At 38.4% G+C, this 26133-nt stretch carries 17 protein-coding genes; 11 read left to right on the top strand and 6 right to left on the bottom strand.

Going from position 1 to position 26133, the window contains the following annotated elements; genetic code table 11:
- Positions 1-133: 133 nt before the first annotated feature.
- Entirely contained in the window at positions 134-1564 is a 1431-nt protein-coding gene (locus AAC073_RS13790; RefSeq protein WP_339924363.1) for an alanine/glycine:cation symporter family protein, read from the bottom strand.
- Positions 1565-1905: 341 nt separating this feature from the next.
- Here AAC073_RS13790 and AAC073_RS13785 point away from each other — a divergent pair, with 341 nt between their 5' ends.
- Positions 1906-2733, top strand: coding sequence for a S1-like domain-containing RNA-binding protein (locus tag AAC073_RS13785; RefSeq protein ID WP_339924362.1), 828 nt, complete (start codon positions 1906-1908; stop codon positions 2731-2733).
- A 179-nt stretch (positions 2734-2912) separates the two neighbouring features.
- Positions 2913-3836 (top strand): ROK family protein, encoded by a 924-nt coding sequence (locus AAC073_RS13780; RefSeq protein WP_339924361.1) that lies wholly within the window; start codon positions 2913-2915, stop codon positions 3834-3836.
- Here AAC073_RS13780 and AAC073_RS13775 read toward each other — a convergent pair.
- Positions 3826-4215: a hypothetical protein gene (locus AAC073_RS13775; protein ID WP_339924360.1), complete on the bottom strand. Its 390-nt coding sequence runs from the start codon at positions 4213-4215 to the stop codon at positions 3826-3828. The genes AAC073_RS13780 and AAC073_RS13775 overlap by 11 nt on opposite strands.
- Before the next feature lie 96 nt (positions 4216-4311).
- Positions 4312-6558 (bottom strand): hypothetical protein, encoded by a 2247-nt coding sequence (locus tag AAC073_RS13770; protein ID WP_339924359.1) that lies wholly within the window; start codon positions 6556-6558, stop codon positions 4312-4314.
- Positions 6559-7210: 652 nt separating this feature from the next.
- Here AAC073_RS13770 and AAC073_RS13765 point away from each other — a divergent pair.
- From AAC073_RS13765 to AAC073_RS13750, 4 genes are read left to right on the top strand one after another with little or no spacing between them, the layout of a single operon-like run.
- A complete protein-coding gene (locus AAC073_RS13765; protein ID WP_339924358.1) occupies positions 7211-7804 on the top strand; it encodes a TetR/AcrR family transcriptional regulator in 594 nt (197 codons plus the stop codon).
- 44 nt (positions 7805-7848) lie between these two features.
- On the top strand, positions 7849-8961 hold the full coding sequence (locus tag AAC073_RS13760) for an efflux RND transporter periplasmic adaptor subunit (protein WP_339924357.1): 1113 nt from the start codon (positions 7849-7851) through the stop codon (positions 8959-8961).
- Between the two features lie 6 nt (positions 8962-8967).
- Positions 8968-12108, top strand: coding sequence for an efflux RND transporter permease subunit (locus tag AAC073_RS13755; RefSeq protein ID WP_339924356.1), 3141 nt, complete (start codon positions 8968-8970; stop codon positions 12106-12108).
- 5 nt (positions 12109-12113) lie between these two features.
- Positions 12114-13505 (top strand): efflux transporter outer membrane subunit, encoded by a 1392-nt coding sequence (locus AAC073_RS13750; protein WP_339924355.1) that lies wholly within the window; start codon positions 12114-12116, stop codon positions 13503-13505.
- Between the two features lie 480 nt (positions 13506-13985).
- Here AAC073_RS13750 and AAC073_RS13745 read toward each other — a convergent pair whose 3' ends face one another.
- Complete coding sequence (locus tag AAC073_RS13745; RefSeq protein ID WP_339924354.1) at positions 13986-16358, bottom strand: TonB-dependent receptor; 2373 nt, start codon at positions 16356-16358, stop codon at positions 13986-13988.
- A gap of 197 nt (positions 16359-16555) precedes the next feature.
- On the opposite strand from AAC073_RS13745, the gene AAC073_RS13740 reads away from it, so the two are divergent.
- A complete protein-coding gene (locus AAC073_RS13740; protein ID WP_339924353.1) occupies positions 16556-17590 on the top strand; it encodes a histidine kinase in 1035 nt (344 codons plus the stop codon).
- Between the two features lies 1 nt (position 17591).
- Entirely contained in the window at positions 17592-18299 is a 708-nt protein-coding gene (locus AAC073_RS13735; protein WP_339924352.1) for a LytTR family DNA-binding domain-containing protein, read from the top strand.
- Between the two features lie 5 nt (positions 18300-18304).
- On the opposite strand, the gene AAC073_RS13730 is transcribed toward AAC073_RS13735, so the two are convergent.
- A complete protein-coding gene (locus tag AAC073_RS13730; protein ID WP_339924351.1) occupies positions 18305-19138 on the bottom strand; it encodes a DUF1080 domain-containing protein in 834 nt (277 codons plus the stop codon).
- Positions 19139-19173: 35 nt separating this feature from the next.
- Positions 19174-21417 carry a SulP family inorganic anion transporter gene (locus tag AAC073_RS13725; RefSeq protein ID WP_339924350.1) on the bottom strand — a complete coding sequence of 748 codons (2244 nt, stop codon included), beginning with the start codon at positions 21415-21417 and terminating at the stop codon, positions 19174-19176.
- Positions 21418-21661: 244 nt separating this feature from the next.
- On the opposite strand from AAC073_RS13725, the gene AAC073_RS13720 reads away from it, so the two are divergent.
- The 3 genes from AAC073_RS13720 (at position 21662) to AAC073_RS13710 (ending at position 25997) form a co-directional block, all read left to right on the top strand.
- Entirely contained in the window at positions 21662-22966 is a 1305-nt protein-coding gene (locus AAC073_RS13720; protein WP_339924349.1) for a dienelactone hydrolase, read from the top strand.
- Between the two features lie 73 nt (positions 22967-23039).
- Positions 23040-23558: a DUF4943 family protein gene (locus tag AAC073_RS13715; RefSeq protein ID WP_339924348.1), complete on the top strand. Its 519-nt coding sequence runs from the start codon at positions 23040-23042 to the stop codon at positions 23556-23558.
- Positions 23559-24149: 591 nt separating this feature from the next.
- The gene (locus AAC073_RS13710) at positions 24150-25997 is read left to right on the top strand and encodes a chloride channel protein (RefSeq protein WP_339924347.1); all 1848 of its coding nucleotides are present in this window, start codon (positions 24150-24152) and stop codon (positions 25995-25997) included.
- Positions 25998-26133 lie beyond the last annotated feature (136 nt).

Raw genomic sequence — 26133 nt, 5'->3', positions numbered from 1 at the left:
AAGACCTTGAAATTAAAGTGAATTGCTGTTAATTGTTGATACGATCAAAGATTCAGGACATAAGATTCGTTTATTTTCTAAACTTTATCTATTAAATGAATGGTGCAAAATGGTTAAAGGATAGAACAGTTCCTCAATCAATTTTATCCCAAACTTTGATGTTTTTTATGTCCAAACTATTAGAGTCAAAAGTAGGGTCTAAACCCTTTTTCCTTTGGTCCACATAGTCTTTCAATGCTGCCATGGCAGGTTTTCTAAGCAATATGATCGCTATCATATTTAGCCATGCCATCATTCCTACGCCTATGTCGCCTAGTGTCCAGGCAAGCTCTGCCGTTCTGATGGTACCGTAAAAAGTGGCTACTAAAATCAAAACCCTAAGTGCAAACACCGGCCATTTTTTGTTTTTATAACCCTGAAGATAACTTAAGTTGGTTTCAGCGATATAGTAGTAGGCCATGATCGTAGTAAAAGCAAAAAAGGCCAAGGAAATGGCTATGAAACCTGCACCAAAATTGGGAAAATGGGAACTAATGGCAAATTGGGTGAATTCAGGGCCAAAGGTAACACCCGGTAGGTTCTCTACTAAGAACCCCCCTTCAGGATTGACTACATTGTACTGTCCTGTGAAAAGAATCATGAAAGCGGTGGCCGTACAGATAAAAAGCGTATCGACATACACGGAAAATGCCTGTACCAAGCCCTGCTTTACGGGATGACTGACCTCTGCAGCTGCTGCAGCGTGAGGAGCCGTTCCCTGACCTGCTTCGTTGCTATAAATCCCCCTTTTTATTCCCCAAGATATAGCCATGCCGAAGATTCCTCCAAAAGTAGCTTCTGCATTGAAAGCAGAAGTAACAATCAATTTGATCACTCCGGGAATTTCCGTTATGTTCAAGGCCATAATAATTATGGCCATGATGATATAAGCCGCCGCCATAAATGGGACAACTATTTGCGCCACTTTTCCGATTCTTTTTACGCCACCGAAAATAATAAGGGCAAGAAAAATGCAAATGACCATGCCTGTAATCCAGACGGGTACATCAAAAGCATTCTCCACGCTAATGGCAATGCTGTTGCTTTGAACTCCTGGTAAGAAAAAGGCAGTGCTAAGTATGGTAGCAATAGCAAATAAAATGGCATACCATTTAATACCTAGGCCTTTTTCTATGTAAAAAGCTGGACCTCCTCGGTATTGGCCATCTTTTATTTCTTTGAACATTTGTCCCAAAGTAGCTTCAATGAAGGCTGATGCACTTCCTAGAAAAGCTATTATCCACATCCAAAAGATCGCTCCCGGCCCTCCCATGGCTATGGCTGCTGCAACTCCTGCAATATTTCCTGTTCCGACCCGCCCCGAAATGGCAATGGCAAAGGCCTGAAAGGAGGTGACTCCCTTATCTGAGGATTCTCCACCAAACAATAATTTAATCATCTCCTTGAAATAGCGGATTTGAAGAAATTTGGTAACTATGGAAAAATAAATTCCGACACCCAAGCAAAGGACAATTAATGCATTACTCCATATTATGTCATTTACGGCGTATATTATAGACTCCATGTTGATAGGTTGGCTTGAAAAGATTTATTTTATTAACACAAAGAAAACCTAAAATAGGGTTAATAATAATTTTGAGGGTAAATAATTATCAGATTAAAGAAGGTTTTGATCCATTATATGGAATTGCAGTACTTAATGTAAATAGAATAGCCTCCAGATCATCCAATCAATGTCCATTTCGGTTCAAACAATCTTTCCGAGATTTTTTGAATAGTGTGATTTCATATGTTTACTAACAAATGAAAAAATCACTACTTTAAAAAGCAAGAATAAATCCCTGTTAAAAATCATTACCTTTACAGCGATTTGTAGCTAAATACAAACCAGACGGAAATACAATTATGAAAGAATTAGGATTAATTAGCACATTACCGATCAATCGGTTTACGGACAATGGTGCTTATCTTGCTTTAAGTGATGGAGATGAGTTGTTGATACCAAATAGGTACCTAAATGGAGAGGAAAAGGAGGGGGACTTTAAGGAAGTATTTGTTTATACAGATAGTGAGGACAGGCCAGTAGCAGTGACGGACCATCCATCAGCCATTCTGGATCAATTTGCTGTGATGGAAGTAAAAGACGTTACGAGCATAGGTGCTTTTTTAGATTGGGGACTGGAAAAAGACTTATTTCTTCCCAATTCTGAAATGCGCCAGACAGTCGCTCCTGGAGACAAGGTATTGGTGTTTGTCTGCGTAGACCATCGAACGTCTCGTTTGATAGGGGTAAGCAAATACGAGGATTTTATCTTATCAGACACCAAAGGGTTTGAAACAGGGCAGGAAGTAAATGCTTTGATTTTTGACCTTACAGATTTGGGGTATAAGGTTTTGATCAATGGTTTTTATGAAGGGCTAATCTATGCCAATGAGGTTTTCAAACCATTGGAAATAGGAGATTCAGTCCGGGCTTTTGTAAAAAAAGTTAGAGAGGATAATAAGATAGATTTGATCATTACGCCGATAGGTCGTCAAAAATTTGATGAGGGAGCAACGCAGATTTTGGACTTGTTGCTTGAGAAAAACTTTTTGCCGCTAACGGATAAGTCTTCTCCTGAAATCATCAAAGAAACATTGGGGATGAGTAAGAAGCATTTCAAACAATGTATAGGACAATTGTACCGGAAAAAGGTCATTTTGATAAAAGAGGATGGCATTTATAAGGTTTAGATAACTTCTTAAAGGTTATTTTATCAATTATATTATTGAATAAAGGAATTAGTTGGAAAATCTGCTATTTTTGCCTTGTTCACTATTAGATGATCGAACTGGTTTTTAGTAATATTTATCGTCGATCAAAGGGCTTAATAAAGCGGTATTAGCATCTTGTAATTTGATTAGAGTATAGAATGGATAAAAAAGCGGAAATGTTTTTAGGCATAGATGTGGGAGGAACTCACGTAAAAATAGGACTGATAGATACCCTTGGACAAATTATCCAATTTGGCAAAGAGGATACAACATTACTTCGAAAAAATCCTCAAGGCTTTAACAGCGCTTTTGTGGAAGTAGTAGGGAAATACCTTAAAAAATATCCTGAAGTAAAACATGTTGGAATAGGGCTACCTGGGCTGGTAAGCAAAGATAGAACCACTACATTAGAGATTCCTGCAATTTCAGAACTAAATGGGTTTAAACTTAAAGATGCCCTGTTAGAAAAATACCCTGAAATTATTTTCCACCTTGAGAATGATGCCAGTGCAGCGGCATTAGGAGAATTCCATTTTGGAAAACAAAAAACAGCTGATAATTATCTTTTTATCACCTTGGGCACTGGCATAGGGAGTGCATTGATTTTAGATAGAAAAGTATTTAAAGGCGTGAGGGGCAATGCAATGGAAGTCGGCCACATGCTCTCTAGAGGGAACAGCCGACTTGAGCCTTTAATAGGTAGAAATGGAATACTTACCATGGCCGGAAACATGATGAAGCAATTTCCTCAGGAAATTGGGGAAATGGAAGGCAAGGAATTGGGCATTCATTTGTTGGTTGCTTCAGCAAAAAATGGCAATGGAATCGCTTTAAGAACTTTTGCAGAACTTGGAGCAATTTTAGGAGAAGCATTGGTGTCTACGATACGTATTCTAGACGTTACAGAAGTTTATTTTGGTGGTGGAATTTCTGCCGCACTTCCATTTATTCAACCCCAGTTGGAAAAAACAATTCATCAATATTTAAGTCCGTATTATCTTAGTGACTTGAAGTTAGAAAAAGCTACATTAGAAAACGATGCAGGTACCCTAGGTGCAGCAGCCTTGTGTTTTATGGATTAAGCGTTGTCACTGTAACTTCACTTACCTTATTGATAGCATTCAGTCGAAAAAGAACCTTTAGGGGTTCTTTTTCTATTTTTCCGCCACATCGATCTGAAGGCTCTAAGAAATAAATAAAAAAGCTTTGACTCTTGTCCACAAGTTCCACCCGATCTGGACGTCCAAAGGTAATGATGATCTCCTGGTTGTTTTTGGCCAAATAGGTGTTTTTTAATTCCTTGATTTCTTCAAGGTCCTGTAAGCGCAAACCCAAGCAACCATTTCTGTCCTTTTTCCAGTTTTCAATATTTATGGAACCTGTATCTAATTTTCCTGAGCAGGATGACAAACCTGATAAAAGTAAAATAAAATAACAGAAGGTTATTGATTTATAAGCCATGGGGAAAGGGTATAGGTTGCAAATAACTTTGCAAAATTAGTACGAATGTTTGATAGGCTTGGTAGGAATTGAAGAAAAAGACAAGTTTTTTTAAAATTACAGGGTAATTGGTTCAGAGGCTGTTAAATGATACGTTTGACCTTGGTATTTCATTATGACATTCCGATCTGTTTCTACACGAAGAATCCTTTCGTTCTTTAGCTGAAACATGAAAAGACATTTTTGGTCAAAGGTAACATCAGCATTACCATCCCTATCCAAATCCATGGCTTTTCCTTCGCCTCCTGCAGCATGAGCGCCAAGGTATTGATTGCCACTAACGCAGGCCAAAGGAGTACTAAAGCCATTTATTTCCCATTCAAAACCTTTCTTTATTTCTTTAGCGCTTATTCCTGAAGCAGATTTGGGATACACCATAAGGTCTATGGAGGCGTCATTCGATTCAAATCTTACAGGTTTTAACCAACCATAGGTGCTTTGAATGGAATTCCCGGAAGTGTCTGTTTGAATGTCCTTATTAAGGCCTATAAAATATTGCCGGTCTCCATCTTTGGTAAATCCTGTATGAGCTGTATTACCTGATATTTCAGCTATAAGCTGGTTGCCATCATTTTCTAGTAAAGGCACTGTTAACCCATAAGGAAGGGCTTGAGCATTCTTAAGTCTGGTCACCAATAGCTCAGGTGTAAGGATAAACTCCTGACTAAAATATGGACCTCCTCTGCCTGTTACAAAATTATAATGAATAGTAAACTTAACCAATAGCGGATGAACAAAATGAATATCAACCTCTGCCTGATAAGTATCAGGGACATCGGCTATTCTTACCCAATGGCCTCTTTCCATCCATTCTGGGCCAAAGCTTATGCCAGATTGAGGACGATAGCGGTCTACTAAGGTGCCATCCCCTGTTTTCATTTCAAATAAGGGTGTTTTGCTAAGGTCATGCTCCCCATCTGAAGGACCTAGACGACCGTCCCAGCCTGACTTTACCATTCTTACCGTACCTAATGGGGTCCAGCTCAAACCATATTTTGGTACCGAAGCACCTCTTAGATTCACCATTACTTGAAAACCTCCTGCGTTGGCAAAAAAAGCGCCAAACCTGTCGTCCGTAGTAAAGGCATAACCACCAATTTCAGTAGGTGCAGGGAATTGTGGAATGGCTGTTTGTCGGCTAAGCCAGGCTTCAGATAAGTGCTGGATAAAAGCACCTGTATAATTTCCCCACTGACTGGCTGGCTGATAGCCGACCCTGTCAGCTGGGTCAAAATTATTTTTGGTGATGTAAAAAGAACCACTATAAGGACCTGATTCTCTTTGCCATCGAAGAATACTTTTAAAGGCAAGGTTGGCAGCTCTTCTGTATTGACCGGCGAGGTATTCATTGCCATTTTTCCAAGCATCTTCCGCCATCACTTCAAACGCCAATTGGTACAATACATCATTGAATATATGATTGTCTGTTCTTCCGTTTGGTGGTGCCTGGCCATCAGGAGACTGGGTATAAAGGCTGGTGTATGTTCCTCTTCTTACTGCTTCAAGGATTTCTTTTGACGAAGGCCCATCATAACCCTCTGCAGCCAATGCAATTAGATTCCCTCGGCCAACAGCTTCCACCGCCAGCGATTGAGGATCACTGCTCCAATCTTGATACATATTCCATTTATCATTGAGAATCCTTATCTTTTGACTGTACTGAGTCCAGGCTGTTTCTATGAATTCAGTTGCAAATGCCTTGGTGCTAAGTTGGTGTTGGGCGCGACTCCATTCTCCTTTCATGGCATAGGTACGCCAATTATTGGTTCTGCCATCGAAATTTTGCATGATCTCAACCAAAGGGGTTTGCATTCGTTTTTGCCAAAGTTCAAATTGATTTTTTGAGACATAGGGCTGATAAAGAGGCAAAGCATTGCTAAGTGGACTTATAAAAAACTCTCCATGCTCGTCAGGGATGAACTTGCTGCCTTTTGAAAAGGCCAAAGTACTGTTTTCCATTGCTTTTATCCCAGCCACCTTAAGTAAATCTCCTTTGTCAGCTTTCAAAAGAACACCTACAGCAAAAGCGAAATAAGGAGTGGAATATTGATGTTCTCTGTGAAGGTATGGATCTATTATGGCTCCAGCATTGTCTTGATGTTTCGCCATTACCTCACAGGTAGATTCAATAAGTTGAAGAAACGCATCTTTTTTTACTTCCTCAGCTTCCCAAGGCACTGCAGTAAGGTGAAAGGGCTGAACAATTCGAGCTTGCTGGTCTGGGCTTTGGGCGAAGATACTTGAAACTGATAAAATATATAGAAGGACAGTTATTGGAATCCCTATTAGCCTTTTGTAATTCATTAGTAGTTAGTTATAGGATGTAATTTAATTATAAATTTGAAGCAATAATAGTCTTGTGCCTTCAATTTATTAATTGCAATAGGTTCAAACCAGATTATGAAATATAATTCGTATTTCCAGTCCTGAGTTTTCTGAGGGATCGGTGAAATCGCCAGAAAATAAAGTTATTCGGAGATTTTAGCATACGATCGCAATGGTTGAAAACATCAGTTAAGTGGCTTATATTCCCAGCGGCGGATCAATACCTTATAGATTGTCTACTGCCTAGTTTGGGTTAAAATATTTAATTTCTTTATACCCCTTGTCAGCGGAAAGAACCTTGCTTTACACCGGATTATTTACGTGCTTCAGAAAACCAAGAGCCATCCTGAACTAATTTTTTGCTTTACTGATTTTCATTTAAAACCATAGCCTTTAAATGATTAAAAAGTAGGATTTGATTAGAAAGAAAATAGTTGGCATCTGTATTTTTTGCCTTACTTAAATTTGCTGAGCGCAGGAAAATAACTTTTATTATAGTTTATTTTTTCAAAATTATTCTAATGAATTTTGTTTTTGATTCCTGAATGAAAGAATTATATATTGTATTTGTAGTAAAACAAGGTGATTTTTCTTGCAGAATAAAACCCTTCTTTATAGTTTTGTCATTAGAATGAACGTTCGATCTAAAGCAATGGAAGAGTCTCAAGAATTTTCAGATAAAGAAATAGCCATCTATGAAGGTGCGTTAGAACTTGTAGCCAAATATGGTTTTCATGGTACTTCCATGAGTTTATTGACCAAAGAGGCCAATGTATCAACAGGAACAATTTACCATTACTTCTGTAGTAAGGATGACTTGATGAAAAAAATGTATTGTTTCTATCGTACTAGGCTTGAAAAATATATATCTAGTCAAGTAGATGATATAAAAGATTACAGAGAGCGTTTTTATTTAAGATGGCTAAAACTATATCTTTATTATACGCAACATCCCAAAGTGCTTGTGTTTTTTGAGCAATACATCAATTCGCCTTTCAATCAAGAACGCAGCCCTCATCATTTCACAGGAGCTTATTTTCAATTCCTTAAAGAGGGAATTGATGAAAAGTACTTAAAACCAGCCAAACCCGAAATATACGTAGCCATGTACATGGGTAGTGTAATTATGGCTTCAAAAATCAATGTTTTTGGTTCAATTCAATTGAATGAAACGGACCGGGAGCTTTTGATCAATAAGTTATGGTACGGAATGGCTGAAGTGTAATAGCAATTAAAACTTTTAATTAGCATAAATAAATTTTCTTTTAAATGAACAAATTTTCTTTTGTAATTCTCATAGTACTGGTAGTACTGGGCCAATCCTGTTCAGAAGGAGAGACAAAAAATGTGGCAATGAGGCAGGCGCCTAGCATTCCCATAATAGCGGTTCCTTCCCAAACTTTAACCGGCTACGAAACTTATCCAACTAGTTTGGAAGGTATAGTAAGTAGTTCTGTAAGGGCCAAAGTATCAGGTTATATCACTCAGGTGTTAGTAGATGAAGGCCAAGCTGTAAGGAAAGGTCAAAGCTTATTTAAACTTGAAACCCAATCTCTGGATGCAGATGCCGCTGCAGCAAAGGCAAATGTAGAAGCTGCTAAGGTTGATGTAGATAAATTAAAACCACTTGTAGAAAAAGGAATTATTGGAAGTGTTCAGCTAAAAACCGCTGAGGCCAGGTACAATCAAGCCATGGCTACCTACAATAGTATCTCTGCAAATATTGGATATGCCACTATAAAAAGCCCCGTTTCCGGATATGTCGGAGCCATACCTTACCGTCAAGGAGCCTTGGTAAGTCCAAGTGATCCATTGACTACAGTTTCACAAGTGGACGAAGTATTTGCATTCTTTTCCATGAATGAAAAACAGTATTTGAATATGCTTCAAGTCACAGATGGAGAATCTTTGGACGATAAAATTGAGCATATGGCTGAAGTGGAACTTGAGCTTGTAAATGGTCAAATTTATTCTCATAAAGGCAAAATTAAAACCGTAACTGGTCAGGTAAATCCAAGCACTGGAACAGTGAGCTTTAGGGCTACATTTCCAAACCCAAATCGCCTGCTAGCGCATGGTAACAGTGGAAAAGTGCGTATTCCTAAAAAATACGAAGACAAGCCCGTGATTCCGGAAGCTTCAATTTACGAGCAACAAGGAAAAACCTACCTGTATAAGGTTGGTGCTGATTCTATTGCCGTGGAGGTATTGATCGAAATAGAAGCGAAAGTAGGACAATTATTGGTTGTAGAAGAAGGGCTGAAGAAGGGGGACAAAATAGTTTATCAGGGCCTTGATAAGGTACGGGATCAAATGAAAATTTCACCGCAACTAGTACCTTTTGATAGTATCGCCGGAAAATTAAAAGTAGCTTTTAAATAAAATAAAATGCTAAAACAATTTATAGACAAACCAGTACTATCTACTGTAGTTTCCATCTTAATACTTATTCTTGGTGTTCTGGGGTTATTGTCCTTACCTGTAAGTCAATATCCGGACATTGCACCGCCTACAGTTAGAATTACAGCATTTTATCCTGGAGCTAATGCAGAGACGGTACTTGAGAGTGTAATTATACCCATAGAGGAACAAGTAAATGGGGTGGAGAACATGGATTATATCACTTCTACTGCCAGTAATAGTGGATCAGCCACCATTCAGGTGTTTTTTAGACAGGGCGTAGATCCTGATATTGCTGCTGTTAACGTTCAAAATAGGGTGGCAAGAGCGAACCCGCTTTTACCAAGAGAAGTAGTCCAGTCAGGTGTGATTACCCAGAAACAGCAAACGAGTTCGTTGATGTTTTTTACAATGGTCTCAGAAAACCCTGATTATGACGCCACCTTTATCCAAAATTACCTTAATATAAATGTTATTCCTACCATAAAGAGGATCGAAGGAGTAGGGGACGTTACGGTATTTGGCTCAAAAAATTATGCCATGAGAATATGGCTCAAACCAGATAAACTCACGGCTTACGGCTTAATGCCTTCAGATGTGACAGCCGCCATCAACGAACAAAGTTTGGAAGCAGCAGCAGGGTCTATTGGTCAGAATAACGCACAGGCCTTCGAATATGTCATCAAATATGGGGGGCGTTATAAAAATGAAACCCAATATGAGGATATTGTTATCAAAGCACTAGGCGATGGACAATTCTTGCGTTTAAAGGACGTGGCTGATGTAGAAATGGATGCGGAAGGATATTCTGTAATGTCCTTTACCAACGGTAATTCTGGGGTGAGTATGGCTGTCTATCAGACGCCTGGTTCTAATGCGCAGGAGATCATTGACAATGTGAAAGCATCATTGAATGAACTTGAAAGTCGTTTTCCAAAGGGCTTGTCCATTTTCATTAATTTTGATACCAATGATTTCCTTAATGCTTCTATCGCTAAAGTGACGACAACTTTAATCGAGGCCTTTATACTGGTTTTTATTGTGGTATTTATTTTCCTTCAAGATTTTAGATCTACCTTAATTCCAGCGATTTCAGTTCCCGTATCCATTGTTGGTACTTTCTTTTTCTTAAATATATTAGGGTATTCGGTTAACTTATTGACCTTGTTCGCCTTGGTTCTTGCCATAGGAATTGTTGTGGATGATGCCATTGTGGTAGTCGAGGCTGTCCATGCCAAAATGGAGGGTGGAGTGAAAAAAGCACGGAATGCTACCCATCAAGCCATGGATGAGATTACCGGTGCTATTATTTCGATAACCCTGGTAATGGGCGCTGTTTTCATACCTGTTACTTTCATAACCGGACCAACGGGCGTTTTTTATGAGCAATTTGGGGTCACTTTAATGATAGCAATAGCCATCTCGGCTGTCAATGCATTGACATTAAGCCCTGCACTCTGTGCGCTATTACTGAAACCCCATGAAAACCATCCTGATAAGAAGCTTAGTTTGGGTAAACGATTCTTCAATGGTTTCAATAGGGCATTTGATGTCACCACTGCCAAATATGTTGGCGCATTGAAATTCTTGTTTCGCTTCAAGTGGATTACAGGGGTGATCATTATTGGTTCTATCGGAGCAATTATCTGGGCGGCTGAAAATACACCAACGGGTTTTGTACCTGAAGAGGACAGAGGTTTGATATTTACTGATATTGTATTGCCTGAAGGTGCCTCCCTTGACAGAACAGTTGCTGTTACAGAGCAATTAATGAATGCTATAGAGGACCTTCCAGGAGTAGAGGGGGGATCTATGGTCAACGGATTCAGTTTAATATCTGGAGAAGGTAGTAATTTTGCGTTGGGTTTTATTCGGTTGAAACCGTGGGAAGAAAGGGGGGAAGAATCATTATCCGCTTCTGCTTTGATAGGCAAAATGTTTGGTATAGCAGCAGGTATTCCTGGCGCAAAAATTCTATTCTTTGCTCCTCCTAGTATTCCTGGATTTGGTGTGTCTTCAGGTTTTGAACTTAAATTTTTGGACCAATCCGGAGGGAGTTTTAATGAACTGGATGTTGAGGTAAAAGAATACATGGGCAAATTAATGGCTAGACCAGAAATTTTATATGCCCAAACAGCCTTTAGTACCGGTTACCCTCAATATGAAATGGTACTCGATATTCCCAAAGCCAAGGAAGCGGGAGTCAGTGTTAGTAGTATTTTGGGTACGCTTCAAGGATATATTGGTAGTATCTATGCTGCTGATTTCTCGAAATTTGGCAAGCAATACAGGGTATATATTCAGGCCATGCCTCAAGATAGAGCGGAGGTAGATGACCTTAATTCCTTGTTTGTTAGAAATAATCAAGGCGAGATGGCACCTATTTCAGCGTTTTTGTCGCTTAAGAGGGTTTATGGCCCTCAGGCGGTAACCCGGTTTAACCTTTTCAATTCTGTCGCAATAAATGGTGCTGCAGCTCCTGGTTACAGTACAGGTGATGCAATCAATGCCATTCAGGAGGTTAATGAGTCAGGTTTGCCTAGAAACTTTGATGTGGATTATTCTGGCTTGACCAGAGAGGAAATCAATGCAAGTAGTCAAACTACCTTTATTATATTGTTGAGTATACTCTTTGTCTATTTTATTTTGGCTGCGCAATATGAGAGTTATCTTATTCCTTTAGCAGTGCTGATGTCTTTACCTGTAGGCGTGATGGGAGCTTATTTGACCACCTACTTCCTGGGAATGGAAGCTAATATTTACTTTCAGATAGCAATGGTAATGCTTATAGGATTGTTGGCCAAAAATGCAATCTTAATTATAGAGTTTGCCATGCAAAGGAGGTTAGCTGGGGCTTCGATTGTTGATGCTGCATTTGATGGCGCTAGGGTGAGGCTTAGACCTATTCTTATGACTTCGTTTGCCTTTATTATTGGTTTATTACCCCTGGCTTTTGCCAATGGAATTGGCGCTGCAGGTAACAGGTCTATTGGTACAGGTGCTGTTGGCGGCTTATTGATTGGTACTGTTCTGGGCGTTTTTGTCATTCCTATTTTGTTTATATTCTTTCAATGGCTTCAGGAAAAAATTAGTCCAAAAAAAGAAGTTGAAACTTTAGATAACGCTTAATTATTATGCTCAATAAAAGTTTATTTACCCCTTTTTTACTTTTGATTTTGTCTTCCTGTTTTGTGGCTAAGGATTATAAACAGGCCGAAACAATTGTGGAGGAAGATTATTTCAGAACAGATTTGTTGCCTGAAGACAGTGTTTCAATGGCAGACTATTCCTGGAGAGAAGTATTTACTGACCCTCAATTAGTCGGTTATATTGAGGAAGGGTTGGAGTCCAATATAGATATAAGATTGGCTTTGCAAACCATTCTTGGAGCGCAGTCTTATTATAAACAAGGGAAGTGGGGGCAATTGCCCACCTTGAGCGGAACTGGCAAAGTAACCCATCAGGAATTGTCAAAAAATTCTCAATTTGGTTCTTTCTTTGATGGTGGAATTACCCAGTATGAAGTTTCTGCAGGTTTTTCCTGGGAAGCAGATGTCTGGGGTAAAATCAGGAGTCAACGTAGGGCTTTTGAAGCATCTTACCTGCAATCAATAGCGGCACATCAAGCTGTTAAAACCAGGTTGATTAATGACATTGCCAACCTTTATTTCAGGTTATTGGCCTTGGATCAGCAATTGAAACTAACCAATGAAACGATCAGTAATAGGGAGCAGGCATTGGAAACTACTTCCTCCTTAAAAATCGCAGGGATCGTAACAGAGGTAGGCGTGAAACAAACTGAAGCCCAGCTGTACACAGTAAAGGCTTTAAAGGTGGATTTACAAAGAGACCTTCACTTGGCTGAAAATACGCTTGCCATTCTTTTGGCAAGATCTCCGGAGGACATTCCCCGAGGTGAACTGAACAATCAGCATCTCCCTGAAAAACGAGCTATTGGCTTTCCTGTTCAACTGCTGCGCAATAGGCCAGATGTTTTTGCTGCGGAATATGGGCTGATCAATGCCTTTGAAATGAGCAATGTGGCGAAGACAAATCTATATCCCTCATTAACAATCTCAGGTACTGCAGGTATTCAAGGCTTGGAATTGGACCAGCTGTTTAGTCTTAATTCGGTTTTTGCGAATGTTATTGCCGGGTTAACACAGCCGGTCTTAAATGGCAGAAGGTTAAAGACACAGCTTGAAGTGGCATTAACCCAACAAGAGCAAGCCTATCTTTCTTTTAGAAGAACGGTATTAAACGCCGAAAAGGAAGTTTCAGATGCGATCTATACTTTTGATTCGGCCAAAGAAAAGGAAGACTTGCTTAAAAAGGAACTAGATGCCTATCAGGTGGCGATTGAATATTCCGAAGAGTTGTTAGACAATGGCATTGGCAATTATCTAGAGGTCATCACTGCGAGGGAAAATGCTTTGAATTCTGAAATCAAATTAATTAATAGCCGCTATGCCCAGATGGAAGCCCTAACTAATTTGTACAGGGCACTTGGAGGCGGATGGCAGTAAGCACATTACTAGGTGTTTTCTTGCAATGACTCTAATGCATTTAAAATTTAGTGCATTAGAAACCTTCCTGACTTAAGCAGTTATTTCCTAAGCTCTTTATGCAGTATCAAGTCCCTACAGTATTTAGCAACTGTCCAAAGCTAAGAACTGTAGGGATTTTTATATTTAGGGTATAGCAGTAGTTAGGGAAGTTTGGAGGTATAAATCCCCACAATCCTTTTTGCGCTGCCTAATTTACTGATTTTTATAATAAGGAAAGCTTAAAGAATTAGCAATACACTTATTCTCCTGCTTTAAAGCGCAAAAGCATTTTAACTATTCTTGTTTTTTTAAAAGCCATGGAAAAGGAATCATTTTTTCTACAAAGCCTAAAATTAAATGCCACAGGCTTAGACCTATGGCATTTAATTAAAAACTATCGGACTATCCAATTCACTTAGTGAAAGAATAAGGAGTAGTCTTCATGTAACATGATTGGTATTAGAAGCGGCGTTTTTGTCCGCTAAATTCCATCGCTTCACCTTTGCCAAATCCATAGCTTAAGCCGAAGGTGACAAATCTTCCTCGCATCCTATGGCTGTATTGTGAAAAGTTGCTTTGGACCGTTTCACTTTCAAATATTCTGCTAGCAAAAGCATCTCTAACACTAAGGTTGAGGATCACTTTTCCTTTTAGTACTTTTTTCCTTACGCCAATGTCAGCCATTGCATAGCCACTCATCAATTGTTGAAATGTTTGCCTTTTTGATTGGTAGTTTCCAACGAGTTCCAGAGCAAAGTCGGAAGGAAAATCAATTTTTGTGGTTAACCTTGAAGACCATTGGTCAGCATTGAAATCAAAATCTGTGGATTCAAAAGTTCCTTCTCTGTGGAAATAATTGTAATTAAAATCACCGTTAAATGATAACCAATCCAATGGTGTGTATTTTCCGTTTACTTCCCAGCCAGTGGTTTTATTGGTGCCAATATTCATAGGCATAGATATGGCAATATCCCCTTCAAATCGGGTTACATTTTCCACAGTACTTGTAATGTACCTGTGATAAACAGATGAGCTTAAAGAGAATGCTTTGTGATCAAAAATTCCTGTTATTTCGTAGCTATCTGTTAATTCAGGTAACAAATCTGGGTTTCCAGTTCTGATACTGTAATTGTTCCTGATATTATAATATGGATTCAAGTCGAACAGCCTTGGTCTGGCAATTCTCCTGGAGTATCCGGCTTGCAGAGAAAAGTTATCCCTCATCTTGTAGGAAGTGTGGACCGTAGGGAATAAATTGGTGAAATTCCTGTTGTTTTCTTGGTTATTTTGCTCCAATAAAGTGTAAAGGTCCGTGTTTTCCACCCTTAGGCCTAATTTTATTCCTGCTTTTTCCCCTTCATAAGATCCGGTACTGTAAACCCCCAAAACTTTTTGGTTGTAGAGGAATGAATTAGATAAATCTGTAACTACCACCCATTGGTTGTCCTCAAAGTTGCTGATTGAATAATCATTTCCAACATCTGTAATTAAATATTGTCCACCAGTTTCAAAAGTTATCTCTTCTGTAAAAGGTTGGGTATAATCTGCTTTGAAGGTATATTCTACTTGTCCAAAGTCAGTTTGCGTTTGCTGTTGGTCACTTAGGGCATCCTCACCAAATTCTGGTGTATTATTGAAGGCGGATTTTTGATCTTTAGAAAAAGAGCTCCCCAGTGCGCTTACCAATAGATAATGGTCTTTTTTATCAGAGAAATCTTTTTTGTACTGCATTTCAAATTGCCATTTAGGATTGGTTGCAGAAGTTACCTCATCTCTTTGCCATGCAGAGGAAACCACATTGTCTGCTCCTATAGCACTGTAATTTATTAGTGAGGTTTCTGATTCCCACTCATAGGCGAAATTTCCAGTAAGAGAAAGAACATTGTTGTCATCTATATGATAATCAGTACCTAGAATAACATTAAGGAAAGATTCTCCTTTATCTCTTTCCCCAAAATTGTTTATTTCAGTATTAGCTGTTTCATTTCTGTTATAACCTTTATATTTCTCAGGAAACTTGCGTTTGCCTACACCAATTTGACTGAATAGATTGAACTTTTCAGTTCTTTTATTTAGACTGAAGCCTAAGCTATGATTATCTGGGACTCCTGTATTTAGAGATACAGAACCATTAATCCCTCGTTTTTCTTCTTTTTTTAGTACGATGTTAATTATTCCGGAGGTTCCTTCAGCGTCGTATTTTGCAGATGGGTTGGTAATTACTTCTACGCTTTCTATCATGTCCGCTGTCAAAGTACCCAATGCATTTCCTCCGTCACTCGCCAAAACGGATGGTTTGCCATTAATCATTATCTGAACACCACCTGCTCCTCTTAATTGAATCTGACCTTCTATATCTACTGTTACAGATGGTACATTATTTAACACTTCCAGTGCACTTGCTCCTGTGCTACTTAAATCTTGACCTACATTGAAAATCCGCTTGTCAAGTCTGAACTCTGTTGTTGATCTTTCGCCCCGGATCACCACTTCATCCATCAATTTACTGTCCTCTTCTAAAAATACAGTTCCAAAGTCAACTTTTCCATTCTGAATTTCATATTCGGTAATGGTCTTAGAAATGAAGCCTATGAAGCTTATTTCAAGGTTAAAAGTTTTGTCTTGGGTAATTAACAAAAGTCCACCATCTGCTTTGGTCGTAGTACCAACCAGAAGATTACCAGATTCCTTGTCTATTAATTTAATCGTAGCAAACTCAACAGGTGTTTTGCTGTTTGACACCACCACTTTTCCGGATACTTCTATATCCTGTGCTTGTGAAGAAAAAATTGTCACTAACAAAATAGCGACAAGTGTTAGAAGTGATTTCATATGGTTTATTATTTTTAGTTGATAATGTGAATTAGAGAATTAAATCTGAACAATTAAAAAGTATTCGGTAAACGGTTCAAATTGTCTGTTAAACGACAAATAGGTAATAGGGACGATAATGTTGTTGTTCGCAGGGAAATATGGGCTGTTCATCTTATATTTTGTCCAAGAGACTTCCTAATTTCTATATTTGTACCATGAAAAGGCAACCAATAGAAAATAGCTTGGCTAAAAAGGAGGTTTATTTTCAACTTGTGCTCCATGCATTGGTTTTTTGTTTCTATGTGATAGACAGCAACCACCCTAGTAAAGTCAACACTTTTCACTGGTATGATGTAGTGTATTTTTCAAATTACACATTTGCCAATCTTTTTATTAGTTATGTGTTATTGCCGAAGTTTTTTTATACTAAAAAGTACATTGCTTTCTTTGGGTTGACTGTGCTAACCATTTCTTTAGTAATTTTGTTAGAAGAACTGGTAATAGAAAAATGGTATTTCCCAGATTCCAGAGGAGCAGGTTTTCCTGGAGTTATCTTTAGCCTTGGGCAGGTATTGCCTGTAATCGTTATCCTTTCAGGATTTAAGTTTGCTTGGGATGCACTTCGCAACCAACGGAAAGTAGAAGAACTAAAAGCTATAATTAAGGAAAGTGAGCTGACTTTTTTGAAGTCACAGATTAATCCTCATTTTCTATTCAATAACCTCAATAACTTGTACTCTTACGCTGTAGTGCAATCTTTAAAAACGCCAGAAATAATTCTAGAATTAAGTTCTGTGCTGCGCTACATGCTTTATGAATGTAAAGAAGCATCTGTTCCACTTACAAAAGAAGTTGAACATTTAAGAAATTTTACTCGCCTGTATGAAATGCAGATTGAGGAGAGGGGAGAGGTTACTTTTGAAGCACCCTTTGGGACTACAGCCTTTAGAATTGCCCCTCTAATTTTAAATGTGTTTATAGAAAATGCTTTCAAACATAGTCAAAGTGGCCAATCGGAACAAATTAAAATAGCCATTCAACTCACCATAAATGAAGACGGTAAATTGACGTTTATTTGTCAAAATAATTTTAAGCATATAAATCAAAAATCGGACTCTGGGAAAGGGATTGGGCTTTATAATGTTAAAAAAAGATTAAATCTACTATACCCTGAAAGCCATGTACTGAACATTCAGCAGACTGATTCATTGTATAAAGTTAGCTTAGAAATGGTTTTGAATAAAGATTGAAATGAATTGTATAATAATTGAAGATCAACCACCAGCCCAAAGAATACTAAAAAAGTACATTGAAGATTTGGGCACCCTCAAGCTCAAAGGAACTTATAGTGATCCCATATTGGCCATGGAATTTCTAAATTCCAATGCCATAGATTTGATTTTTTTAGATATTCATCTGCCCAGATTGACAGGTTTAGACCTGCTCAAAAGTTTAAGTATTAAACCACATATTATACTTACCACCGCTTACTCTGAATATGCCTTAGAAAGTTACGATCTTGATGTAGTGGATTATTTATTGAAACCATTCTCATTTTTACGTTTTGTGAAAGCTGTAAGCAAAGTTCCTGGTCCAACAGATGGAAAGCCTGCAGAGAAGGTAGCTATTAATGCCAAAAGTAACCAAAAGAAGGAACACTTCATTAAATTAGGATATGACCATGTTAGAATCTCATTTGAAGATATTTTGTATATCCGCGCAGATGGAGATTATTGCGACATTATCCTTTCGGATAAAAAGTATATCTCGTCTGAACCTTTGAGAAAATGGCTGGAATTATTGGATGGTCAACAATTCATCCGTATTCACAAATCATTTATGGTAAATATTGCCAGAATAGAAAAGGTTTCTGGCAATATTATCACTTTGATCAATGGAGAGCAGTTGCCAATTGGAAGGGCTTTTAAAGAGGAGTTTTCAGAAAGATTTCTCAAGTGAAAGCATTAATCTAATTCCTTTATTTCTATGTTTTTAAATTCTACCCCTTGCCCCTCGGCCTGCAAGCCAATATAGCCCTCTTTCAGCATTTGACCATCTACCTTATATGCTGGATCAAAACGCTGGGCTACACCACCACCGACTTGAGGATGGGTATATTCCAATACTTTTTCACCATTGACTTTATGGATGACCAAAGAATCCCCATAAACGATCAATTCTGCGTGCACCCATTCGTCCCATGGGATGGTAGGCGAAGTTGAGCTGATACAATGTCTAGGATCCATCTCTCCGTTAAAGATTACTTCAGTACCTGGGGAGCACATATTACCGGTAGGTCTGGGTTTTCCATCTCCGGCGTCAGCAAGCATTTGATATTCCACTGAAATAGGCCAATCTTGCTCCTTTAATATGGTTTCTGGCGCTTGGGAATGAAACATTACCCCACTGTTTCTATAAGTGTAGCTTGGAGCATCTTCCATCCATTGGTCGGTGAAACGGTAATCGAACTTTAGGTGAAAGGAAGCGTAAGGTTTTTTGTAAAACAAATGACCATATCGTTCATCAAAACTTTCATAGTCTTCATAATTAACCTGAATGTTTCCATCCACTACCCGGAAAGTATTTGCATAATTTTCCCCCGACTCATGATGTTGAAACTTGGCTGTCCACCCTTCTAAATCTTTGCCATTAAAAATGGTTTTCCACTCTTCTTCTGGTGTACTTTGTCTGGTCTTGGATTCACTTTTTCCACATGAAGTGAAGATGATAAGTACTAAAAGTACCGCTAATAAATGGGGTAGCTGTATTTGGTTTTTATTGATCAAAGACCACTTCATTTTTATATTTTTTATGGGTTAATTAATTACAAAGTCTAATTTAAGGAATTATTATTGGAAAGGCTTTCATGCATGTAGAGAGAAGAAAATTCAATTCTCCCGGTTTGGCGATTGAATAAAGCAGAACACAAGCCAATGTTCCCTTTTTTTATTTCACTATTCAAATATGGATTGCTCGCTAGTATTAAAGCTTTAGAATAATCAAGATTCCACCTTGTCAATCGATCCGACCATTCCTTCAAATTAGCTGGAGAAATGTCTTTGGGATGAAAGAGTTTGGCTTCTAAGGAAGGGGTTAATAGTGTACTTGCTGAGGCATTTGGTGATTCGACGAAGTTTTTCAAAGCTGCTACTACTAATTTATTGGGTGTATTTCCCATAATGAGAATCAATTTGGCATGCTGTTTCCTACACGAAATTTCAATGGTTTCAATTAGGTGTTTGTCGAGGATATTTGCAGCAACTTTCAGTGGAATGAGATCACCAATGCCTGTGTTCATCAACATATTAAGTGGTTCCCGCATGTCTATACAGTTTACCACCACCGCCAAAGGCGCGTCTTTGATGAAATCTTTTAATTTTTTATTTTGAAAACGGCGCGAGACAAGGTCACCATCAATGTATCGTTTATTGCCTTCCTCTAAGAAATTAAGTATTTTTTGAGGAGTCTTAAGGTCATTTCTGTCTTGAGAATTTTTCCGATCAATTTTAATTTTTTTCCTTAGGGAATAATTCTCTCCTAATCCTATGATGCTGAATTCAATGTTGTTTTCTTTAGCAAAAGTATGTTTATAGTCTTCAAAAATTTCCAAAATATCAGGTTCAATATAGGATGAAAAAGAAGCGTCAATAATTACTTTGGTCCCTTTAGGTAAGTTCCAAAGTGTACTTTTTATAGCTGGTTTGTTTAAAAAAGATACTTCATTAGACAACTCCAAGCGAACCGTTTTATTTTTATTTGCAGGGTTGGTTGCTTCTATGTAATAAGGATTGTAGAAGTTACTTCTTAGTAAAAAGAAAACACTTACAGCAGATCCTATCATAACACCTAGCAGAACATCCGTCATCAAAATTGCTATGACTGTGACCGCAAAAGGCAAAAACTGAACCCAGCCTTTTTGAAACATCTGGCGGATGATATGAAAAGAAGTAAGCTTGTATCCAACCAAAAGCAATATTGCAGCCAGAGAGGCCAAAGGGATAAGGTTGATGATGTTGCTTAAAAACAAAACACTTACCATTAATAGTGAGCCATGGATAAGCGTAGACAATTTGGATTCAGCACCCGCCTCAATATTTACAGAGCTGCGCACGATAACTGAGGTAATGGGTATGCCTCCCAATAGTCCAGAAAGGGTGTTGCCTATACCTTGAGCCACCAGCTCTTGATTAGGTGGACTTCGTCTTTTATGCGGATCAAGGTTATCCGTAGCTTCTAAGTTTAAAAGGGTGGCTATGGAGCCAATAATGGCAATGGTAAAGGCATAAGTCCAAACTTTTCTATCTTTAATGGCTGCAAAATCTGGAATAGTAAACAATGATCCAAAGTGACTAATCTCTGGAATACTTACTAAATGAACACCATCCAGAAATAGAGTAGGAATAAAGAATTTGAAAAGTTGGTTCAATAACACACCAAGAATTACGACGAATAGGGAAGGTGGAAATAGTTTTAAATGTTTTAATGGAGTTCGGTCCCAGAAAACCATGATTCCCAATGAAACAAGGGATAGCAAAATTGCCCCTGGCTCCATGGAAGTAAAAACCAAAAGAATTCTTTCTTGCAGACCGGTGAAGACATCTTGAGAGTAATTTAAGAGTCGGCTTTTATCAAGTTCTACACCCAATGCATAAGGAAGCTGAGAAAATACTAAAATTAGCCCTATAGCTGCTAACAAGCCTTTGATGATATTGGTGGGGATATAGTCTGCAATTCTACCGGCTTTTAAAAGGCCAAGAATTATTTGAATTAATCCTCCTATTAAAAGGGCCAAGAGAAATACTTGGAAAGAACCCAAAAGCTGGATCGCAACCAATACCACTGCCGACAAGCTAGCTGCAGGGCCTGAAACACTGGTATGCGACCTACTCATTAAGCCTACAACAATTCCCCCAATCATTCCAGAGATTAAGCCGGAGATCAAAGGCGCTCCACTGGCAAGCGCTATTCCAAGACACAATGGGAGCGCAACCAGAAAAACAACAATTCCAGAAGGGATGTCCTTGGACGGGTTAATCCCTAACTTCTGCCCCAATACGCCGATTTGTTTTTTGTCCATAAAAGTCTGAATAACAATTTTCTCATCAATTTATTACGAACAATTTAGTTTGTTTTACCCATCGTATCAATGATGAATAAGTGCAATTGAGTTATGAATAATTAATATCCAAACCAATCATTGAGACAAAAATAGAATAAGAATTGGAAATTTTATTCTTAGTCTGAAATATATATATCTTCTAAAATATTTATATTTATCTATTCAAGTTTTATTTGCATTTAATGAATAACCCAATTTAGCTATGAAATCGGCAAAGCTGTATTTTCCTATAATAGTAATACTTCTATTTTGCATCAGTATCAATCCTGCAGTTGGTCAAAAAGAATCGAATAACTTTTTATATGGAGATTTACTTCCGGATGCACCTGAATTGGCAGCAAGGGGAGACTACCTGATAGGGGTTCAAACATTGGAGCTGATTCATAAGAATCAACCGGACATAGCAAATTTCACAAAGGACTCAAAACCTAGTTATGACAGGCCTTTAAAAGTTGAGATTTGGTATCCAGCGGCTATAAATACCAAGCCAGAAACTCATTATAATGATTTTATCGGGGTGGCAAATGATGAAAAACGACCCCTCAGTTCATTTTCATTCAAAGGGAGGGCAGAACGAGATGCTTTACCAAAAAATGACGAAGGAGCATTTCCTTTGGTGATCGTTTCTCATGGCTATTTAGGATCCAGGTACCTAATGACTTACCTTACTGAAAATCTTGCCTCAAAAGGCTATATAGTTGTTGCCATTCACCATACAGAATCTACCTTTGAGAATCCTGGCAAATTTTCAAGTACGCTTTACCACCGTCCATTGGATGATTTATTTATTTTAAATGAAATGGCTAAGATGGGAAGTGATAAGGCTGAAGGTTTTTTTGCGGGCATGATTGACACTGAACATACTGCGTTGGTAGGTTATTCTATGGGTGGATATGGGGCATTAAATGCTGCTGGAGCTGGTTTTTCACCTGCTTTTGGTGGTTTCTTTGGTCAAATGACTGGAGGAAGTGATAAAATAATGGAGCGCAGTTTATCCAATCCAACTTATGCTTCCACAGTTGACCCACGGATAAAAGCGGTGGTAGCTTTTGCCCCTTGGGGAATGGCCAGAGGAGTTTGGGACAGTGAAGGTTTGGCCAACATTAAGCTTCCAGTATTTTTTGTGGCGGGTGATCAGGATGATATTTCCGGCTATGAGGACGGAATCAAAGCCATCTATGATGGTGCGGTCAATGCCAATCGGTATTTGCTAACTTATAAGGATGCAAGGCACAATGTGGCACCGAACCCACCACCAGCAGAATCATTTCAAAAGGGCATGCACCTGGACGAATACCTACGGTACGCAGAGCCTGCTTGGGATCAGAGAAGGATTAACAATATCAATCAGCATTTTGTCACTGCATTTCTAGGAATCCATCTTAAAGGAAAAGACTATTCTTCGTATCTTGATCTAACAGAGGATTCTTTGGAGGAAACTTGGAAAGGTTTTAAGCCTAGAACTTCGATAGGCTTAGAATTAAGGCATATAGAAGTCAATAAGTGAGAGCGTTATTAACTAATTTTATTTATTATATTTAATTAAAATTTTAATTCGTCCGGTATTCAATTAATGGACCATGAAAGATATTAGAATTGTTTTGGTTATTTTTGTGCTTTTGGCTTTTGTCAGCTGTGATAAAAGGGAAGAAGAATTGTCCGAAAATGTGACTGTCAGTCAATATGTGGATTTACTTGTAAAGGGGGAATATTCCTCCACGGAATTACCTTCTTTTACTGCCGCTGATATCCCTGAGTTACTTGAATACCGTGACAGTAGACAAAAAATATCGAATTTCCCGATCAACTGGATATCTTCTTCCTTGACTGAAGAGAGCACCTTAGGGATGTATGTTTTATGGACAGTAGAATCAATCCGTGCAGTAGCTATCGATAGTGAATTTCTTATAGGGAGGTTCCCCTCTCAAAATCCTGTAGTGCAGAGGCGGGTGAGTCCATTTGAATATGTGCCAGAGGATGAATCCCTTGAGATAGTTGCTGAAGCCTATATGGAATGGTGGCAGAAGAACAAAGATCGGGCATTTGATGAATTTAAGGTAGTTGATCCAATGTTGAGTACTGACCTAAGGTGGCATTAAACTGTCAACTAAAAGAGGTTCATCCCCTTATTTGGGAGTGGGTTTTGTTCGCGCTTACCGCCGTTATTGAGCGCTAATGGATGTTTTTTATTTCATTGAGAAGGCTGAGAATAACAATTCCTCCCCAATACCCCAAGAAGACAAGATTCCCAAGTATTTTTCCATTGGAAAAATACTTGGGAATCTTTGTATAATAAAGATGCTAGGTATGTAGATGTTGACATCAAATAATATAAAATTTGTGCTACCTTTAAATCCTGAAAGTCTGATCAAATGCTCGATTATCGAGTTAAACCCAAAATCCTATTCATCAAGCGCAAAGGGTCTCATATATGAGTTTGTATTTGAGCACAATTAAAAAATTGAGCAGCCAACGAGTATTACTTAATCACGGTTGTCAGTTCAGATAATAGAGGTATTTTGAGTTTTGGCAAAAGGAAAGAGGATCACAAATTTAAACCTGTAGGACGGGTAAAATTAATGTCCAATTATTTCAACTTTAATCCAAATTACGCAATAGGGTTCATAGTGACTGGGCCACTAAAAAAGTGAGCTATTGCCTACTGAGGGTTTAACCATCTGGAAATTTAAATGAACAGGAAAATAAAAGTTCTTTATATAAGCTATTTACAATTCAAAAAGAATTTTATTCAATATCCTTACCGGAAATTTAATTTTATAGAGTTATTTTTAATTTGGGTAAGTCAGAAAGTTACCCGTTCCCAGTTCCTTGTTTTGTCCGGTATTTTGGTGGGGCTTAGTGCTGGTTCAGCTGGGGTTATACTTAAAGTATTTGTTCATTATATCCAGTCTGCAATTAGTGCTGACGCTCCGTTAGAGGAAAGATTATTGATCTATGGGATTTTTCCTATGATTGGGATAACCCTGACGGCCTTTATCGTCAAATACTTTTTTAAAGGAGATGAGGAGAAGGAAATATCATTTATTCTTAAAGACATTTCTAAAAAGCAAAGCAAGGTTAAATTAAGTAAAATGTACTCTCAGATACTACAGAGTGGAATCACTGTAGGTTTTGGAGGTTCGGTAGGACTTGAGACCCCTATAGCTGTTACTGGATCTGCCATTGGTTCTAACTATGCCCAGAGGTACAGGTTGGGATTTAAAGAGCGTACGCTTTTATTAGCAGCAGGTGCTACGGCAGGTATATCAGCTGCGTTTAACGCACCAATAGCTGGGATCATGTTTGCTTTTGAGATCATTCTCACTGGGCTTGTCTTTACGGATTTTATACCCTTAGTTATTGCCAGTATCTGTGGGAGTCTTCTTTCTGCAATTATTTTAAATGAGGACATTCTCTTTAATTTTCAGGCCCGCGAAACCTTCAATCATTTCAATGTATTTTATTTTTTGAGCCTTGGGGTATTGACGGGTTTGTACGCCAGGTATTTTTTAGTGGTAGGGCAGAGGGTTCAAAAATTCTTTGATAGGTATAAAAAGCATGTACTTCTCAAGGCGGTGATAGGGGGAGCTGTGCTGTCTATTCTTTGCGTTTTATTCCCACCACTATTTGGTGAAGGTTATATGAACATTAGAACCATCTACCAAGGGGAGGTAGATTTGCTCGTTGAGGACAGTCTCTTCCGCTATATTGGGAATTCAGATATTATCATTATAGTATTTTTATCACTAACAATCTTGCTTAAGGCATTTGCAACGAGCATTACCCTGAGCTCTGGAGGGAATGGAGGGAATTTTGCCCCTTCTCTGATGTCTGGAGGGCTTTTAGGCTTTGTTTTTGGTTTTTCTTTAGAAATAATGGGCTTTACAGATGTACCTACAACCAACCTGATGCTGGTGGGTATGGCTGGCGTGATGTCTGGAGCAATGTATGCTCCGTTGACAGCGATTTTCTTAATTGCTGAATCAAGCAGTGGCTATGATTTGTTTATCCCTCTGATGATTGTCTCAGTGACTTCATACATAATAAACCGTTCGTTTTCTCCGATCAATCCTTCTTTTAAAGAGTTGGCAGAAAAAGGAGATATTTTCACAACCAGGCAGGATCAGAATATCTTGTCTCACATATCACTTAACGATTGTATTAACCCTTCTTCTATACTAATACGCACCACTGATACGATGGAGGAAGTGCTTCATATCTTCAGGAATAGCGACCAAAATAGTATGGCGGTTGTAGATACTAACAATCAATTTTGGGGAGTGTTGAACAGGGAGCAATTGCGACCATTCCTGCTCAATAAAGAGTCTGCTGACGGTACAAGTGTAAACCAATTGGCCATAGCCCCCCCATTTATCATTTCGCCCAATGATTCTGTAATGGAGGTAACCAAGATGTTTGATGAAGCAGATGTATGGCAATTGCCCTTACTTGATGAGGAGCGAATGTTCAAAGGATTTATTAGTAGGTCAAAAATATTAACCAATTACCGTGCACTGCTTAAAGACTATTCGGAGTAACGTTGAGCATCTAGATGATGCTGGAATTTGTAATGTGTGACCCTTTGAAAAAAACCTGATTAAAGCCAAAGTAATCTTATGGGATCAGTCCTAAAAGTTGGGGGATTGGGCTGAAATGATTTTCTTTGTTAAAAAA

The sequence above is a fragment of the uncultured Cyclobacterium sp. genome, from assembly GCF_963977555.1.
Classification (GTDB): domain Bacteria; phylum Bacteroidota; class Bacteroidia; order Cytophagales; family Cyclobacteriaceae; genus Cyclobacterium.
This window is presented reverse-complemented; position numbering and strand designations above follow the sequence as displayed.

Bases quoted from the DNA above. Each gene is read 5' to 3' on its own strand.
- AAC073_RS13790 (WP_339924363.1), bottom strand. From the start codon at position 1,564: ATGGAGTCTATAATATACGCCGTAAATGACATAATATGGAGTAATGCA.
- AAC073_RS13785 (WP_339924362.1), top strand. From the start codon at position 1,906: ATGAAAGAATTAGGATTAATTAGCACATTACCGATCAATCGGTTTACG.
- AAC073_RS13780 (WP_339924361.1), top strand. From the start codon at position 2,913: ATGGATAAAAAAGCGGAAATGTTTTTAGGCATAGATGTGGGAGGAACT.
- AAC073_RS13775 (WP_339924360.1), bottom strand. From the start codon at position 4,215: ATGGCTTATAAATCAATAACCTTCTGTTATTTTATTTTACTTTTATCA.
- AAC073_RS13770 (WP_339924359.1), bottom strand. From the start codon at position 6,558: ATGAATTACAAAAGGCTAATAGGGATTCCAATAACTGTCCTTCTATAT.
- AAC073_RS13765 (WP_339924358.1), top strand. From the start codon at position 7,211: ATGAACGTTCGATCTAAAGCAATGGAAGAGTCTCAAGAATTTTCAGAT.
- AAC073_RS13760 (WP_339924357.1), top strand. From the start codon at position 7,849: ATGAACAAATTTTCTTTTGTAATTCTCATAGTACTGGTAGTACTGGGC.
- AAC073_RS13755 (WP_339924356.1), top strand. From the start codon at position 8,968: ATGCTAAAACAATTTATAGACAAACCAGTACTATCTACTGTAGTTTCC.
- AAC073_RS13750 (WP_339924355.1), top strand. From the start codon at position 12,114: ATGCTCAATAAAAGTTTATTTACCCCTTTTTTACTTTTGATTTTGTCT.
- AAC073_RS13745 (WP_339924354.1), bottom strand. From the start codon at position 16,358: ATGAAATCACTTCTAACACTTGTCGCTATTTTGTTAGTGACAATTTTT.
- AAC073_RS13740 (WP_339924353.1), top strand. From the start codon at position 16,556: ATGAAAAGGCAACCAATAGAAAATAGCTTGGCTAAAAAGGAGGTTTAT.
- AAC073_RS13735 (WP_339924352.1), top strand. From the start codon at position 17,592: ATGAATTGTATAATAATTGAAGATCAACCACCAGCCCAAAGAATACTA.
- AAC073_RS13730 (WP_339924351.1), bottom strand. From the start codon at position 19,138: ATGAAGTGGTCTTTGATCAATAAAAACCAAATACAGCTACCCCATTTA.
- AAC073_RS13725 (WP_339924350.1), bottom strand. From the start codon at position 21,417: ATGGACAAAAAACAAATCGGCGTATTGGGGCAGAAGTTAGGGATTAAC.
- AAC073_RS13720 (WP_339924349.1), top strand. From the start codon at position 21,662: ATGAAATCGGCAAAGCTGTATTTTCCTATAATAGTAATACTTCTATTT.
- AAC073_RS13715 (WP_339924348.1), top strand. From the start codon at position 23,040: ATGAAAGATATTAGAATTGTTTTGGTTATTTTTGTGCTTTTGGCTTTT.
- AAC073_RS13710 (WP_339924347.1), top strand. From the start codon at position 24,150: ATGAACAGGAAAATAAAAGTTCTTTATATAAGCTATTTACAATTCAAA.